Source organism: Marivita sp. S2033 (assembly GCF_046592965.1).
In the GTDB taxonomy this organism is placed as follows: Bacteria; Pseudomonadota; Alphaproteobacteria; order Rhodobacterales; family Rhodobacteraceae; genus Marivita.
In genome coordinates this window covers 173,399-187,721 of sequence record NZ_JBISBV010000001.1, presented here as the reverse complement: position 1 = coordinate 187,721, position 14,323 = coordinate 173,399, and the positions used below count along the sequence as shown (strand labels likewise).

General features: G+C 55.8%; 18 protein-coding genes. 8 read left to right on the top strand and 10 right to left on the bottom strand.

Annotated features, from left to right (window positions below; all coding sequences use genetic code 11):
• Nucleotide 1 precedes the first annotated feature (1 nt).
• Nucleotides 2-853: a bifunctional DNA-formamidopyrimidine glycosylase/DNA-(apurinic or apyrimidinic site) lyase gene (mutM, locus tag ACGKZZ_RS00915; RefSeq protein WP_411221551.1), complete on the bottom strand. Its 852-nt coding sequence runs from the start codon at nt 851-853 to the stop codon at nt 2-4.
• 85 nt (nt 854-938) lie between these two features.
• Between mutM and ubiE the strand changes: the two genes are divergently transcribed.
• The 7 genes from ubiE to ACGKZZ_RS00880 all read left to right on the top strand — a co-directional run bounded on the left by ubiE (nt 939) and on the right by ACGKZZ_RS00880 (nt 8,317).
• Nucleotides 939-1,691, top strand: a complete 753-nt coding sequence (ubiE, locus tag ACGKZZ_RS00910; RefSeq protein ID WP_411221550.1) for a bifunctional demethylmenaquinone methyltransferase/2-methoxy-6-polyprenyl-1,4-benzoquinol methylase UbiE — start codon at nt 939-941, stop codon at nt 1,689-1,691.
• Between the two features lies 1 nt (nt 1,692).
• Nucleotides 1,693-3,225 carry a 2-polyprenylphenol 6-hydroxylase gene (ubiB, locus tag ACGKZZ_RS00905; RefSeq protein WP_411221549.1) on the top strand — a complete coding sequence of 511 codons (1,533 nt, stop codon included), beginning with the start codon at nt 1,693-1,695 and terminating at the stop codon, nt 3,223-3,225.
• Between the two features lie 80 nt (nt 3,226-3,305).
• Nucleotides 3,306-3,974: a lytic transglycosylase domain-containing protein gene (locus ACGKZZ_RS00900; protein ID WP_411221548.1), complete on the top strand. Its 669-nt coding sequence runs from the start codon at nt 3,306-3,308 to the stop codon at nt 3,972-3,974.
• A complete protein-coding gene (gene flhA / locus ACGKZZ_RS00895) occupies nt 3,974-6,058 on the top strand; it encodes a flagellar biosynthesis protein FlhA (RefSeq protein ID WP_411221547.1) in 2,085 nt (694 codons plus the stop codon). Before ACGKZZ_RS00900 ends, flhA begins: the two co-directional genes overlap by 1 nt.
• Nucleotides 6,059-6,060: 2 nt before the next feature.
• The gene (locus tag ACGKZZ_RS00890) at nt 6,061-6,828 is read left to right on the top strand and encodes a flagellar biosynthetic protein FliR (RefSeq protein WP_411221546.1); all 768 of its coding nucleotides are present in this window, start codon (nt 6,061-6,063) and stop codon (nt 6,826-6,828) included.
• Nucleotides 6,825-7,898 carry a flagellar biosynthesis protein FlhB gene (locus tag ACGKZZ_RS00885; RefSeq protein ID WP_411221545.1) on the top strand — a complete coding sequence of 358 codons (1,074 nt, stop codon included), beginning with the start codon at nt 6,825-6,827 and terminating at the stop codon, nt 7,896-7,898. The genes ACGKZZ_RS00890 and ACGKZZ_RS00885 overlap by 4 nt, the downstream gene beginning before the upstream one ends.
• Complete coding sequence (locus tag ACGKZZ_RS00880; protein ID WP_411221544.1) at nt 7,895-8,317, top strand: hypothetical protein; 423 nt, start codon at nt 7,895-7,897, stop codon at nt 8,315-8,317. Before ACGKZZ_RS00885 ends, ACGKZZ_RS00880 begins: the two co-directional genes overlap by 4 nt.
• Here the strand turns inward: ACGKZZ_RS00880 and ACGKZZ_RS00875 are convergent.
• The 9 genes from ACGKZZ_RS00875 to ACGKZZ_RS00835 are packed head-to-tail and all read right to left on the bottom strand — an operon-like array spanning nt 8,314 to nt 12,860.
• Complete coding sequence (locus ACGKZZ_RS00875) at nt 8,314-8,811, bottom strand: flagellar basal body-associated FliL family protein (protein ID WP_411221543.1); 498 nt, start codon at nt 8,809-8,811, stop codon at nt 8,314-8,316. The two genes, ACGKZZ_RS00880 and ACGKZZ_RS00875, sit on opposite strands and share 4 nt — an antisense overlap.
• Nucleotides 8,812-8,825: 14 nt before the next feature.
• Entirely contained in the window at nt 8,826-9,557 is a 732-nt protein-coding gene (gene flgH / locus ACGKZZ_RS00870) for a flagellar basal body L-ring protein FlgH (protein ID WP_411221542.1), read from the bottom strand.
• A 1-nt stretch (nt 9,558) separates the two neighbouring features.
• Nucleotides 9,559-9,978 carry a flagellar basal body P-ring formation chaperone FlgA gene (gene flgA / locus ACGKZZ_RS00865; RefSeq protein ID WP_411221541.1) on the bottom strand — a complete coding sequence of 140 codons (420 nt, stop codon included), beginning with the start codon at nt 9,976-9,978 and terminating at the stop codon, nt 9,559-9,561.
• Nucleotides 9,978-10,763 carry a flagellar basal-body rod protein FlgG gene (gene flgG / locus ACGKZZ_RS00860; protein ID WP_411221540.1) on the bottom strand — a complete coding sequence of 262 codons (786 nt, stop codon included), beginning with the start codon at nt 10,761-10,763 and terminating at the stop codon, nt 9,978-9,980. Before flgG ends, flgA begins: the two co-directional genes overlap by 1 nt.
• Before the next feature lie 11 nt (nt 10,764-10,774).
• On the bottom strand, nt 10,775-11,488 hold the full coding sequence (locus ACGKZZ_RS00855; protein ID WP_411221539.1) for a flagellar hook-basal body complex protein: 714 nt from the start codon (nt 11,486-11,488) through the stop codon (nt 10,775-10,777).
• A 1-nt stretch (nt 11,489) separates the two neighbouring features.
• Nucleotides 11,490-11,759, bottom strand: a complete 270-nt coding sequence (locus tag ACGKZZ_RS00850; protein WP_411221538.1) for a flagellar biosynthetic protein FliQ — start codon at nt 11,757-11,759, stop codon at nt 11,490-11,492.
• Between the two features lie 5 nt (nt 11,760-11,764).
• Nucleotides 11,765-12,052 carry a flagellar hook-basal body complex protein FliE gene (fliE, locus tag ACGKZZ_RS00845; protein WP_411221537.1) on the bottom strand — a complete coding sequence of 96 codons (288 nt, stop codon included), beginning with the start codon at nt 12,050-12,052 and terminating at the stop codon, nt 11,765-11,767.
• Nucleotides 12,053-12,076: 24 nt separating this feature from the next.
• Nucleotides 12,077-12,466 carry a flagellar basal body rod protein FlgC gene (gene flgC / locus ACGKZZ_RS00840; protein WP_411221536.1) on the bottom strand — a complete coding sequence of 130 codons (390 nt, stop codon included), beginning with the start codon at nt 12,464-12,466 and terminating at the stop codon, nt 12,077-12,079.
• A 10-nt stretch (nt 12,467-12,476) separates the two neighbouring features.
• Complete coding sequence (locus ACGKZZ_RS00835; RefSeq protein ID WP_411221535.1) at nt 12,477-12,860, bottom strand: FlgB family protein; 384 nt, start codon at nt 12,858-12,860, stop codon at nt 12,477-12,479.
• An 88-nt stretch (nt 12,861-12,948) separates the two neighbouring features.
• Here ACGKZZ_RS00835 and ACGKZZ_RS00830 point away from each other — a divergent pair, with 88 nt between their 5' ends.
• A complete protein-coding gene (locus ACGKZZ_RS00830) occupies nt 12,949-14,307 on the top strand; it encodes a FliI/YscN family ATPase (RefSeq protein WP_411221534.1) in 1,359 nt (452 codons plus the stop codon).
• Nucleotides 14,308-14,323: the final 16 nt, after the last annotated feature.

Genomic DNA, 14,323 nt, shown 5'->3' with positions numbered 1-14,323 from the left:
GCTATCTTTGACAGGTCGGGCAATAGAAAGTCGACCGCCCCGACTGCACGATCCGTCGTATGGATGATCGGCAACCCGGTGTACGGCAAGGGTCTCCTTCGCGACCGTACACGTCAAAGCTGTGCTGGAAATATCCAAGCTCACCATCGGCTTGCCGGAAATCGCGCAAGGATGAACCGCCTGCCGAGATTGCGTCTGACAGGACGTCGCGAATGAGCGGAACAAGCCGCGAGATGCGCTCTTTCGACACGCGGCGTGCCGGGCGCGTCGGGTGAATTCTGGCACGAAACAGCGCTTCGCAGACATAGATGTTGCCGAGACCGGCGATGGTCTTTTGATCCAGAAGGGCGGATTTCATCGGCGTATTGCGCCTTGCCAGCGCGTTGACGAGGTAATCTTCGTCGAACTGGTTCCCAAGCGGTTCGGGCCCGAGGGAAGCCAAAAGCGGATGGCTGTCGCCCTCTTTGGTGGCGAACAGGTCCATCGCACCGAACCGGCGGGGATCGTTGAAGGTGATGCGTGCGCCGTTGTCCATGTACAATACCACATGGTCATGCTTTTGCGCAGCAGGATGATCGTGCACGAATTGCCCCAGCGGATCGCCAGACACCAGCATCCTGCCCGACATGCCAAGATGGATCAGCGCGGTTTCGCCGCTGTCGAGATCGGCAAGGAGGTATTTCGACCGACGGCGCAGATACAGAACCCGCGTACCGGCAAGTCGTTCTGCCATGTTTTGCGGAAACGGCCAGCGCAGATCCGTGCGGTTCACCTCCGCCTTGGAAATCACGGCGCCCTCCATCGCCGGGGCCAGGCCGCGTCGAACCGTCTCAACTTCTGGCAATTCGGGCATTTGGGCTATCCTGACTTGTGTCGTCGCATTGTAACGCGGTGTGGGCGCTCTATAAGAAAGTCTGGCAGACAAAACGACAAGGCTTATGGCAGACGAAATCAAAACAACCACGCATTTCGGATTTCAGGATGTGCCTGAAGGCGAAAAAGCGGGCCGTGTGCAGGGCGTGTTCAGCTCTGTCGCGTCGAAATACGATGTGATGAACGACGCGATGTCGCTTGGTATCCACCGGTTGTGGAAAGACGCCATGATGGATTGGCTGGCACCGCGTGCGGGGCAAAAGCTGTTGGACGTCGCGGGGGGAACGGGTGACATTTCGTTCCGGTATCTGAAACGCGCCGGGCGCGGCCACGCCACCGTTTTGGACCTGACCGAGCCGATGCTTGTCGAGGGCCGCAAACGCGCAGAAGCCGCAGCAATGAACGATAGCCTTGACTGGGTCGTGGGCGACGCGATGCACCTGCCGTTTCAGGACAACACCTTCGACGTCTACACCATTTCTTTCGGCATCCGTAACGTCACGCGCCCGCAAGAGGCGCTGAACGAGGCGTTTCGCGTGTTGCGACCCGGAGGGCGCTTGATGGTCTTGGAATTCAGCCAGATCCCCAACGACATGATGCAGACGGTCTACGATCTTTATTCCTTCAACATCATTCCGCGGTTGGGGAAGGCCATCGCCAACGATCGCGACAGCTATCAATATCTGGTCGAATCGATCCGCAAGTTTCCCGATCAGGAAACATTCCTGGGCATGGTGCGCAGCGCGGGATTCGAGAACGCGAAGTACCGCAATTTGAGCATGGGCATCGCCTGTCTTCACTCCGGCTGGAAGATCTGACATGCGCGGTCCGCACAATATCTTGCGCCTTATCCGTACAGGCGCAACGCTGGAACGTACGGGAGCAATGGGCGTGGTGCTTGACGCCTTTGATGCACCCAAACCGTTACGTGTTGCCGCGCGATTGTTGGGTTGGCCGTTCAAGTGGTTGGGGTATTCCGGTGATCCATCGGTTCCACCTGTGCCCCGTGCGCTGACGGCGCTTGGCCCCGCCTATATCAAGTTCGGTCAGGTTCTGAGCACCCGCCCCGATGTTGTGGGCGAAGAATTGGCGACGCAAATGCGGGTGTTGCAAGACAAGCTTCCTCCGTTTTCCATAGCCGAAGCCAAGCAAACGATTGAAAGCGAACTTGGTGTTCCGGTCGATTCGCTATTTTCTCACTTCAGCGAACCCGTTGCAGCCGCTTCGATCGCGCAGGTGCATAAAGCCACTGTGGCGCAATCGGGCGAAACCGTTGCGGTAAAGGTGCTGCGTCCACGGATTGAAAAGGATTTTCGCAAGGATATCGACGCCTTCTATTTCGCGGCCAGCATGATTGAAGTGCTGTCGCCATCGTCTCGCCGTCTGCGCCCCAAGGACGTGATCACCCATTTCGAAGGCGTGGTCATGGGCGAGCTCGACCTGCGTCTTGAATCTGCGGCGGCGTCGGAATTTGCCGCCAATACGGCGCAGGATGCGGGATTTCAGGTTCCGGCGATCAAATGGGACAAATCGAGCCGTCGTATGATGACGCTGGACTGGGCCGAAGGCGTGCCGCTCGGTGACAATGCGGCCCTCGATGCGGCAGGACACGATCGCGTCGCGCTCAGCGAGCGGGTGTTGCAACTGTTTCTGCAACACGCGCTGCGTGACGGGTTTTTCCACGCCGATATGCACCAGGGAAATCTCAAGGTTGCGCCGAACGGAGATATCATCGCACTTGATTTCGGTATCATGGGCCAGATCGACGAATACACCCGCCGAGTCTATGCCGAGATTCTCTTCGGTTTTATCCGGCGCGACTACAAGCGGGTCGCCGAGGTTCATTTTGAGGCCGGATATGTACCCGCCGATCGCGACGTCGATGCGTTTGCGCGTGCGCTCCGCGCTGTCGGAGAACCCATCTTCGGAATGGATGCGACACGCATCTCAATGGGCCGTCTTTTGAACTATCTCTTTGAAGTGACAGAACGTTTCGGAATGGAGACGCGAACGGAACTGATCCTGTTGCAACGCACGATGGTGGTGGTCGAAGGTGTGGCGCGGTCGCTTGATCCCAGGATGAACATCTGGGATGTGGCGCGGCCGATTGTCGAAGATTACATTAAAACGAGCATTGGCCCGCGGGCTTTCGCCAAAGACCTTGGCAAGACAGCGATTGTTCTGGCACGGTTCGGGCCGCGGCTGCCCACTCTGATGGAGCAACTTCTGATTGCACAGGCGCAGGAAAAGCCAGAGCCGAGCCAAGATAAGGCCAGGCTCATCATGCTTTCTCTTATCTTTGGCGCTGCCGTTGGCGGTGGTTTTGTTGCCATCGTTGGTGCGCTTTTCTGACAATTGATCCAAGCGCCGTAACCAAATCCTAACGAACTCGGACGTAGTGTTCTGCCAAACCGCAGAATGCGAGGGTTCTTGTGCCGGTCACGACTTGGGTGAAATCCGTTTGTTTGGGATTGCTGATTTGCGGTTTTGGCGTGTCGATTGCGCAGGCCAACATCTGCGACGCCGCAGCCTACCGCGCGGCGCAAGAATCCGGTGTTCCGGCAGAGGTGATGTTGGCCATCACTCGGCTGGAGACCGGCCGGGGCAGCGGTATCGAGCCGTGGCCCTGGACTGTGAACCACGCCGGTGATGGAACATGGTTCAAGTCCGAAGACGAGGCGCGGACATACGTTTTCTCGAAGGTGAAACGCGGGGTCTCCAATATCGACATCGGGTGCTTCCAGATCAATTACCGTTGGCACTCCGACGGATTTCGCAGCCTTGATGATATGTTCAATCCCGACCTGAACGCGGCACATGCGGCGGGGTTTCTCAAAAGCCTCTACGACGAATTCGGCAACTGGACAGAGGCTGCGGGCGCGTACCACAGTCGCACGCCGAAATATGCCGAACGATACAAAATCAAGTTTCGCGATTTCCGTACTCGGGTCGCAAGTTTGAGCCCGCCTGAAGTGGCGAAGCCTAAACCAGCACCCGTCCAATCCCTGTTTGCCCGAAGCGGCACCGCGCGACCCGGTTCCTTATTTATGGCGAACGCGTCTGGAAGCACGCCCTTCATCGACTTCAACAGGACAAATTAATGGGCGCGAGCATCAAGGACCTGTTTGGCAAGCCCACCGTCGTTTTGGCAGTGGCGTTGATGGCTGTGATTGTCATGATGATCCTGCCAGTACCCGCCTTCGTGCTTGATATCGGGCTGGCCACCTCATTCGCGCTGGCGATCCTGATCTTTACCGTCACGCTGTTTGTCGAACGACCGCTTGATTTTTCGGCATTCCCGACCATTCTTTTGGCGTCGCTCATGCTGCGCCTCTCTCTCAATATCAGTTCGACCAAGCTGATTATCGGGCAGGGACACACGGGCACGGACGCTGCCGGTAACGTCATCAAGGGCTTTGCCGATTTCGTGATGGGTGGCAGCGTGTTTCTCGGCCTTGTCGTCTTTGGCGTTCTGCTGATCGTGAATTTCATGGTCATCACCAAAGGCGCTGCGCGCATGGCCGAAGTTGGGGCGCGCTTTGCGCTCGATGGAATGCCGGGCAAGCAACTGGCCATCGACAGCGACATGGCCGCAGGCGCGATCACCCATGCCGAAGCGCGCGCGCGGCGAGAAACCGAATTGCAGGAAACCACCTTTTTCGGCTCGCTCGACGGCGCTTCGAAATTCGTCAAGGGCGACGCCGTCGCGGGCCTGTTGATTACGCTGCTCAACATCCTGGTCGGGCTGATCATGGGGACCGTGATACACGGTATGCCCGTCGGAGCAGCATTTGAAACCTATGCCATCCTCACCGTGGGAGACGGGTTGGTCACGCAAATCCCGGCTGTCATCATCTCGATTGCGGCCGCTCTTTTGCTTGCTCGGGGCGGTGCGACAGGTGCCACCGACCTTGCCATCACATCGCAACTGGGTCGTCATCCGGCGGCATTGGCCACGGTCGCGGTTCTGATGGTGCTATTTGCGTTGGTGCCAGGCTTGCCGTTTGTTCCTTTCCTCGCCGGCGGAATGATCTTGGGAGGATTGGCATATTGGGTCGCTCGCACGGCCGGATTGGCGGAGGAGGACCAAGAGCAAGAGGAGCCCGTGGTTCTTGCCAAGGATCGCCCGATTGGGGACATGCTTGACCTTGACGACGTGCATCTCGAATTCGCGCCCGATCTGGTGGATATGGTCCTTGACCCCGCCAGCGGCCTGGATTCCCGCATCACCAACATGCGAACGCATGTCGCCAGAAGTTTTGGCACCATCATGCCCGAGGTGCGCCTGACCGATGAGGCGACGCTGCCTGATGGCACTTATATCGTGCGTATTCATGGCGTTGAAGCTGCGCGGGGTGTGCTGCATCCTGATCTGATGCTGGCGCTGATACCCGAAGGTGCGACGGCGTTGCCGAAAGGCACCGATGTTGAAGAGCCGGTCTATGGCGCCCCGGCCCGCTGGATTCAGCTTTCCGAACGCGAAGATGCACAAATGAACGGGTTGACGGTTGTTTCTCCGAGCGAGGTTCTGGCCACGCACCTTCTTGAAGTCGTCAAGCGCAATCTGGGACGGCTGTTGACTATGAAATCCCTGAGACGATTGCTCGACGAGCTCAGTGCGCTCTCCAACCCCGCGCGCGCCGAAGCCAATCGCGTGATGATCGAACAAACGATTCCCGATAAGGTGCCGACCGACACGCTGTTGCAGGTTCTCAAGCTCCTGTTGGACGAACAGGTCTCGATCCGCAATTTCCAACTTATTCTCGAAGCCATCGCCGAGACGCGTGGTCAGGGGCACACCGCCGAATCGTTGTGTGAACACGTACGCCAGCGATTGGGCTTCCAACTTGTCGCGTCGATGCGGCGCGACGACGGAACAATTCCGTTGGTTCATCTTGCGTCGGACTGGGAAAAGCGCTTTGAGGAATGTGAGGTGTCCAACGATCGTGGCGCACCGGATGTGGCATTACCTCCAAAGGATTTCGAGCGTCTGGCAAAAAGCATCGCCGAGGAGATGGCGAAAGCTGGCCAAAAGGGCGTATTTCCAGCACTGATTACGCAAGGTCGGCGGCGGCGCTTCTTGCGCAGCTTGTTGACCGCAAAAGGGATCGCCAACCCCGTGATGGCGTTTGAAGAAATCGGACTTGACGCAAAACCGGCGTTGGTCGGAACGATCGCGGCCTAGGGGTGAGCGAGAGTCTCCTGAGCGAACTGACCGATCAGGTGTGGCTTGTATTCGCTGTTTTTCTTCGCATCGCTGCCGCCATCTCCCTCGCGCCGGGATATGGTGAAAGCTATGTCTCGGCGCGTGTTCGGCTTATTATTGCTCTGTTTTTGTCGGTGGCTATTGCTCCTGTTTTACAGCCCTACCTGCCCGCGGAAAGTCTGGAGGCGCGCGATTTATTTTTCTTTGCAATCAAGGAAGTTTCGTTCGGAATTTTCATCGGACTTTTTGCGCGCGGAATCGTTTACCTGTTGGAACTCGCCGGAACGATGATCAGCCAGACAGTGTCCCTGTCGCAAATGCTTGGAAATGCCACTGAACCCATGCCGGTGATGAGCCATATCCTAACGGTCACTGGACTGGCGCTGATATTTTCAACGACGCTCGACGATCAAATCGTCTATGCTTTTGCGGCCAGCTATTTCGTAGAACTGCCGATTTGGGCCGAAATATGGGGTTATTTCGCAGAAAAATCCTCGGAGTTGCTCAACTTTCTTTTCGTCAACGCCGTGGTTCTTTCATCGGGGTTCATCAGCCTGTTTTTTGTCTATTATCTTTTCATCGGTTTTGTGAACAAGGCAATGCCGCAATTCATGGTATCTTTCATTGGTATCCCATTTGTAGCCCTGTATTCGATCTATTTCTTGCAGATACATCACGAACTCCTTTTGACAGTTTGGCGGGAAAGAGCGCTGACGATTTTGATGATGCCGTTTGAGAGCGCGAAATGAGTGACGACGGCGAAGATCAAGGAGACAAGCCATACGAGGCGTCGCGCCGAAAACTGGAGCAGGCGCGAAAGAAGGGCGAGATTGTCCGATCTCAGGATGTGGTCAATCTCGTCGTCCTGGTTTTATTTCTGATCGCGATCTACGTTATTTTCAATGGACCCATGACGAAGATCGTGCGCGACATCGAAGGGTTCATTTCCCAAGCAGTCGAGGTGCCCGAAGCACAAAACGGCGCTGGGGTGTTTGGTGCGGTAACCGGATGGATTGCGCCACTTTTGATCACCCTTTTCCTTGTACCGTTCGCGGTTGTGCTGATGGGACTGATCGGAACACAACGGGTTCTTTTCACAGCAGACAAGCTAAAGCCAAAACTTAACCGAATTTCCGTGATTGCAAACGCCAAAAAGAAGTATGGCCCGTCTGGATTGTTCGAGTTTTTCAAGAACTTCGCGAAATTCACTGTCTTTGCCGGAATCATGACGGTCTTTGCTGCGGATACGTATCGCCTCTTTGAGGTGGCGATATTGCGGGAAACCCACATGGCGCTCGCCAATATCTATGAGGTGGCACTGAGGTGGCTCTGGTATACAGGTGCCGCCTATTGTGTCTTTGCAGTGATTGATGCGTTCTGGCAAGTGCATGAACACGCCAAAAAGAACCGGATGTCGCACAAGGAATTGAAAGACGAACATAAAAACGAAGAGGGTGACGATAATATCCGGCAACAGCGACGTGCAAAGGCAGAAGAAATCGCAACCAATCGCATGCTTCTTGATGTCCCGAAGGCAGCGGTCGTGATCACCAATCCAACCCACTTCGCAGTTGCGCTACAGTGGTCCGGAGATCGGCAGTCAGTTCCCAAATGTGTCGCGAGAGGGACTGATGAAACAGCCCGGAAAATTCGCGAAATCGCTATTCAATCCGGAGTTCCCTTGTATCGCGATCCTCCCACGGCGCGCGAGCTGTATGCGAACGTGAAAATCGGCATGACAATTGACCACGATCACTACAAAGCCGTTGCGGCTGCAATCGGATACGCACGCCGCATTCAGAAGATGAAGAAATCATGAAAAAATCCGACGGGCTGAAAAAAGCACTGGATGCGTTGGATGCCAGGGTGGAAAGACTTGGGGCTGCACTGGCGCAGGAGCGCCGCCAGAAAGATAGACTAGCCGCGCAACAATCCGCAATTTTGCAGCAAGAGCAATTATTGGCCCGGACTCTGAACGACAACTTAGCAAGCGAACCTTCGATTTCTCGGTTCTACGAACTGCGTTTGCGCAGGTTATCCGTTGAAAGACGCCAGCTTCAGCCTTCGGTAAAGAAAGCAGAATTACAGGGGCGCGCGGTTGAGCATGCCCTGAAGGACGCCTTGCGGAAGCGCTTGGGCGTATCAATTTTATTAGAGGATTTGGAAAAGAAGCAACCGGATCTGGAAAGCGAGGCTGATCGCGCCTACGCCTTGTTCGAGATGAAAAAGCGGCCTTAGTGTACGTCTTGACGAGCCATATCTGTGACCAGAACCCTGACATTCCTGTGATTGAGAACGTCTTTTGCGCGTTGGGTCAGGGATGCTTTAACCAACTCGAGTGTCTTGCGCGAGATTAACTCGTCGCGAAACCCGTCGAGGGCCGCGAGATCGAAAAGTTCCGCCAGAAAAATGTCGCGCAATTTGGGCTCTAATGTACGCACTTGATCCGCCTGGTCGGGTTCGACTTCGAGGGCCACGGTCAGGATCACCATCGCGCGAACGCGATTATCAAGGATGACCGGTACGACAAACTGGTTGGGAAGCTTGACTATCTCGGTGTCAGACGCTGTGGAGCCATGATCGTCGCCGGCCTGTACATCGTTTCGCTCGTGCGCGGCTTCTCCACCTTCAACGGCAGTGTCCTGTGCTGTGGGCGCAAGAACAATTGCAGTGGCGCCACCTGCCGCGAGGCCCAAGATCAGCGAGATGAGAGGTAGAATTTTTTTAATCATATCGTCGCCTTGGCTTAAAATGGAAGAACCGCGTCAAGAACTTGCTGTCCGATCCGGGGTTGCTGCACGTCACTGATCTGACCTCGGCCACCATAGGAAATACGAGCCGAAGCGATCTTGTCGTATGTGATTTCGTTTTGGCGGGTGATGTCTGCGCGGCGCACGAATCCAGAGACGAGCAATTCGCGCAGTTCGAAATTGACGCGCACTTCCTGAATGCCTTCTATGCTCAATACTCCGTTTGGCAAAACACCCGTGATTGTTGCTGCGATCCGCAGCGTCAGTTTTTCATTGCGGCGCACGGACCCGCTTCCGTCGCTCTGGCTTGAAGAATCCATCTCAACCGCGTTGTCCAGGCTCGCGCCGTCGGGCAGGGCTTTGTTCTTTCGTTGCGGCAAGCCGAATAATTGCGGAACGCCAAGCGATTCCGTCGATGACCGTCCGCGAGATGTCGAGTTCGAGATCTCGGCTTCATCGTCAATTTCGATCAGAACGGTGAGGATGTCTCCGGTGGTGGACGCGCGGCGGTCGCCGAACAGCGAGCTTTGATCGCCGCTCCACAATGACGCACGCCGGTAAGGTGACGTGTCCTGCGTTGCCAGGGGCAAGCCGGAGTAGATCATCGCCTGACGTTCGACGCTCTTGGTTTGCGGTGTCAAATCGGGGGGCTTGCCGATGTGGTCAAGGCGTGTGCAGTTCGCCAAAAAGGCTGTGGTAAAACAAAGGGTCAACAGGACAATGCGCATATCAGGGCAGCACCTTCAGACGGCCGTCGTCTTGAATTTCGGCGTGTATGGTTGCGCGGGAGGTCATATTCATCGCGCGAATAATATCGCCCGCCGAGCCACGCTCCATCGCGCGAACTTCGGTGTCGATCGTAAGGCCATTCAAGATAAAGCTGGCCTGGACGACCTGATTGCGTTCAACCAATGCGGGCTTCGTGATGTTGGCTGCGAGAATTGGCCGCCCGGCGTAAACCGCGCGTTTCACTTCTTGGCCGATTGCGGCATCGAGAGATCGCAAGGCACCGGCCACGTCGGTGTCTTTGACGTGCACGCTGTCGGCGGTGATCACATCTTTCGCCCGAAGGGTCTTGAGCGCGAACACCGTATCCGCAAACGCAGGAGTTGCACCGATAGCCAATAAGAGTGGGAGGGTCAGTCGCATCACCGCACCTGTGTCGTTGCGCCAAGCATCTGGTCGACGGCTGAAATCACCTTGGCGTTCAACTCATAGCCGCGCTGTGCCTCAATCAATTCGGTGAGTTCGCGCACCGGATCGACAGAGCTGTCTTCAAGATACCCTTGCCGGAGAGTGCCAAGACCATCTTCGCCTGGTGTAGCAACGATCGGACCACCGGATGCTTCGGTTTCGCCGAAAAGATTTCCGCCCAACGCTTCAAGCCCCTTGGCATTGGCAAAGCCGACAAGGTTCATCTGCCCCAGGATTTGCGGTTCGGCGGCGTCGGCGAAATAAGCGTAAACCTCGCCCTCGGGGTTGATCGAGATGCTGCGCGCATCCTGCGGAATCACGATCTCGGGAGCGACGGGAAAGCCCTCGGATGTAACTATCACGCCCTCTGCATCGCGTTTGAGAGATCCGTCGCGTGTGTATCCTGTTCGGCCGGACGGCATCGCTACTTCGAGAAAACCGTTGCCGTCGATTGCAACGTCAAGATCGGAGTTTGTCTGACTCAAAGACCCTTGGGCAAGGTGAATCGATACCGCCGCCGGACGCACGCCAAGCCCGACCTGAACACCGGTTGGCAAAACAGTGCCATCTGATGCGTTTACCGTACCGGCGCGTGCAACCTGTTGATAATGGAGATCCGAAAACTCCGCCCGGCGCGCATTATAGCCAGTGGTATTCATATTCGAGAGATTGTTCGAGATGATCTCGACTCGCATCTGCTGAGCCGTCATTCCGGTCGCTGCAATTTTCAGGGCGCGCATTGTCGCCTCCTTTATTTGATCAGTGTTTGCAAAGCGGTTTTCGACCGCTCGTGATCCATATCGAGAAGTTTTTGACCCATCTCATACGCACGCTGAACCTCGATCATGCGGGTGAGTTGTGAGATCGCATCAACGTTGGAACCTTCAAGGTGACCTTGGAGAATCTTGCCATCCTCCGATGGCGCAACAGCTGCTTCGGTCTTGAACAAAACGCCCGATTCCCGTTCGAGATCGGCACCAACCTCCGGCTCGACGATGCCGAGCTGGCCAAGCAAACGATCGCCAAGGCTTACTGTCCCATCCGGCGCTACGCTTACATCGCCGCCGCCTGCTGGAACGTTGATCGGTGCGCCACCGCTGTCGAGAACCCGGTATCCATCAGAGTTCACGATGTCTCCAGTCGCATCCATGTTGAACGCGCCCGATCGGGTCAGCCGAAGTCCATCGGGCGTCTCGAGCTGAAAATACCCGGATCCTTCGATTGCAAAATCCAGCGCATTACCGGTTTGAGTGAGAACGCCCTGAGCGGTAGACGTCTTCTTGACCCGAGCCGCGGCCATGGAAAGGCTGTCGCTGCCGTCTAGCGCCTGAATATATTCAGAAAAAACCAGGCCCTGCTGGCGAAATCCGGTTGTTGCTGCGTTCGCGATATTGTGCGCGATGGTTTCCATCTCGCGCATCAAGCCCGATTGACGAGTGAGCGTTACATAGCTGGCGTTTTCCATGTCAGCCTCCGGCAATTGATGGAATGATGATCGTGTGAAAAAAGTCTGTCAGAGTGCGGGTCATAAAGCTCATCGAGACCCAGAAGACGGCCAGCATGGCCACAAGCTTCGGAACGAAGGTGAGCGTCATCTCCTGAATCGAGGTCAAAGCCTGGAAAAGGCCGATCGAAACACCAGCCAGGAGGGCAACGATAAGAACCGGGGCTGATATGACCACCGCAATTCTCAACGCCTCTCGCAACACGTCGAATACGTATCCTTCGCTCAGCATTCCGTTCAGACCGGCATTCGCAGGATTTCCTGATACGCTTCGACCACCCGGTTGCGGACGGTCACAGCAGTTTCAACGGCAAGCTGGGATTGCGACAAAGCTTCGACCAAGGCATGCGGATCCGCATCGCCGTACATCGACCCCATTGCGGTGGATTCCGTCGTTTTGAGGGTGTCGGCGAAGTCCTCGGTAATCTTGGCAAAGCTCTGCGCGATCGCCGCACGCGGATCAGGTTTGGTTGCGGGTTTCATTGCAGCGTATTGCTGTGATGCAAAGAGTGATTTTACGTCCATTCTATTTCTCCATTCTGGAAAGGGTTACTTGCGAAGAAGATCCATGAGTCCCGATGACATCTGACGGGTCTGGTCGAACATCTTGAGATTGGCCTCATAGCTTCGCTGAGCCTCTCGGGCATCGGCGATTTCAACGACCAGATTGACATTCGACCCGACATAGTGCCCGCTGAGATCGGCCATCGGGTGCCCGGGATCATAAATCCGTTCACCTTCGCGACGGTCGAGAGACACTTTTTCAATCTCGACCCTGGCAATGCCAGCGGCTTCGGCTTCGGCGCCAAAAGACACCAGCTTTCTGCGGTAACCCGGCGTATCGGTATTGGCCACGTTTTCCGACACGACCCGAAGGCGATGTGCCTGCGCTTTCAGCCCGCTGGCCGAAACGCTTAATGACTCTGAAAAAGCTGACATTCTGTCGCTCCTATTGTTTGCTCAACGCGCTGCGGAACATTCCTAGTGAGGCGCGATATACAGCTAAAGCGCGGTCGTGCTGACGCTTGGCATCAACCGAGTTGAGGATCTCGTTTTCCAGCACAACGCCATTTCCATTGGGCTCTTCAGTGTTCCTGACTTCGATGTGGTCAACAGAGACATCGCGCCAGTTTCCGACATGGCCCGAATGAGTGGTTTTCAACGTAAATCCGTTCTGTTGAGACGGCACGAGATCGGAAAAGTTCGCGATTTTTCGGGCGCGAAATTGTGGTGTGTCTGCATTCGCGATGTTTTGGGCCGTTATCGCCTGTTTCAGGCCAGCGTGCCGCGCCATCGACATCGCGGTTTTAAACATATCCAGGTTTTGGAACATTTCAGGGCTTCTCCCTCAGTCGTTTCAACGAAGATTTAACCCTGATTCCTTTAGAAATGGTTTGCAGACGGAAAAAAGGAACAACGCGATGCAAAATGCAGCGCTCTCGCAATTGAAGTTTCGCGTTGCCAACATCGCGCATACGAAGACAGTTGGTCGGGTTACTTCGGTCGACGGACACGTTTTGTCCGTTGCCGGTCTGGAGATTGACGTCAAACTGGGCGATCGGCTGCGATTGGAGCGTCGTGACGGGTCAGTGTTGATGGGCGAAGTCCTTTGCATCAATCGCGATGGTGTGACCATGCTGCCAGATGATCCCCCCGACCAAGTGGCGCTGTCGGACCGTGTGGTTTCACTCGGTCCATGTCGCATTGCACCAAGTGATGAATGGATCGGTCGGATCGTCGATCCATACGGGGCTCCGCTTGATAACCGCCCGTTGCCTCAGGGCGATCGGCTGTTCAACATTCACAATGATCCACCGGCACCCGTTACCCGCAAGGCGCTGGGCCCGCGCCTGAACACTGGTTTTCATCTTTTCAATACGATGCTACCGATCGTGCGCGGTCAAAGAATTGGCATTTTTGCGGGTTCCGGTGTCGGGAAATCCACGCTCTTGGCTGATTTTGTCAGAGCGATCGAGGCGGATGTGGTTGTTCTCGCATTGGTCGGAGAACGCGGACGCGAAATTCGGGATTTTACAAAAAATATCCTGGGTGACACTGGCATGGCACGCACCGTTGTTGTTGCTGCTAGCGCGGATTCTGCACCTACTGCCCGAATGAAATGTCCGCAGTCAGCGATGCGGATTGCCGAATATTTCCGGGATCAAGGACGACACGTTCTCCTATTGGTCGATTCTGTGACTCGCTTCGCAGAAGCTCAGCGAGAAGTGGCTGTTTCGGCGGGTGAATTTCCCAGCATGAGAGGGTTTCCCCCATCCACACCTTCGAAAATAACGAGACTCGCCGAACGCGCGGGGCCGGGTTGCGAAGGAACAGGTGACATCACCGCGATTTTTAGCGTTTTGGTCGCCGGGTCTGATATGAACGAGCCTGTCGCAGATATGCTTCGAGGCGTCCTTGATGGACATATCGTCTTGGATCGCTCGCTGGCGGAACGCGGACTATTTCCGGCGGTAGATCTGTTAGCCTCCGTTTCCCGGTCGCTGCCCGGTGCAGCAACCGAACCTGAGAACAAGTTGATTGCTCAAGCGCGATCCCTGCGATCGACATATTCTGAGGCATCTACACTGATCAGCGCGGGCCTTTATTCTCAGGGGGCAGACCCGGCTCTGGATCAGGCGATTGCCTTTCATAATCCCTTCGAAGAGTTTCAATCAACGCGTACGGACGAGGGGGCAAGATCGAGCTTCGATAAGTTATTACTATGTTTGCGGCGGAGCGGGCAGCCGAAGAAGACTCTGCCTCCAGATTCCGGCCTTTAGGGCGCGCGGCTTACCG

Coding starts and splice junctions, on each gene's coding strand:
- mutM (WP_411221551.1), bottom strand. CDS start 853: ATGCCCGAATTGCCAGAAGTTGAGACGGTTCGACGCGGCCTGGCCCCG.
- ubiE (WP_411221550.1), top strand. CDS start 939: ATGGCAGACGAAATCAAAACAACCACGCATTTCGGATTTCAGGATGTG.
- ubiB (WP_411221549.1), top strand. CDS start 1,693: ATGCGCGGTCCGCACAATATCTTGCGCCTTATCCGTACAGGCGCAACG.
- flhA (WP_411221547.1), top strand. CDS start 3,974: ATGGGCGCGAGCATCAAGGACCTGTTTGGCAAGCCCACCGTCGTTTTG.
- ACGKZZ_RS00885 (WP_411221545.1), top strand. CDS start 6,825: ATGAGTGACGACGGCGAAGATCAAGGAGACAAGCCATACGAGGCGTCG.
- ACGKZZ_RS00880 (WP_411221544.1), top strand. CDS start 7,895: ATGAAAAAATCCGACGGGCTGAAAAAAGCACTGGATGCGTTGGATGCC.
- ACGKZZ_RS00875 (WP_411221543.1), bottom strand. CDS start 8,811: ATGATTAAAAAAATTCTACCTCTCATCTCGCTGATCTTGGGCCTCGCG.
- flgH (WP_411221542.1), bottom strand. CDS start 9,557: ATGCGCATTGTCCTGTTGACCCTTTGTTTTACCACAGCCTTTTTGGCG.
- flgA (WP_411221541.1), bottom strand. CDS start 9,978: ATGCGACTGACCCTCCCACTCTTATTGGCTATCGGTGCAACTCCTGCG.
- flgG (WP_411221540.1), bottom strand. CDS start 10,763: ATGCGCGCCCTGAAAATTGCAGCGACCGGAATGACGGCTCAGCAGATG.
- ACGKZZ_RS00855 (WP_411221539.1), bottom strand. CDS start 11,488: ATGGAAAACGCCAGCTATGTAACGCTCACTCGTCAATCGGGCTTGATG.
- ACGKZZ_RS00850 (WP_411221538.1), bottom strand. CDS start 11,759: ATGCTGAGCGAAGGATACGTATTCGACGTGTTGCGAGAGGCGTTGAGA.
- fliE (WP_411221537.1), bottom strand. CDS start 12,052: ATGGACGTAAAATCACTCTTTGCATCACAGCAATACGCTGCAATGAAA.
- flgC (WP_411221536.1), bottom strand. CDS start 12,466: ATGTCAGCTTTTTCAGAGTCATTAAGCGTTTCGGCCAGCGGGCTGAAA.
- ACGKZZ_RS00835 (WP_411221535.1), bottom strand. CDS start 12,860: ATGTTCCAAAACCTGGATATGTTTAAAACCGCGATGTCGATGGCGCGG.
- ACGKZZ_RS00830 (WP_411221534.1), top strand. CDS start 12,949: ATGCAAAATGCAGCGCTCTCGCAATTGAAGTTTCGCGTTGCCAACATC.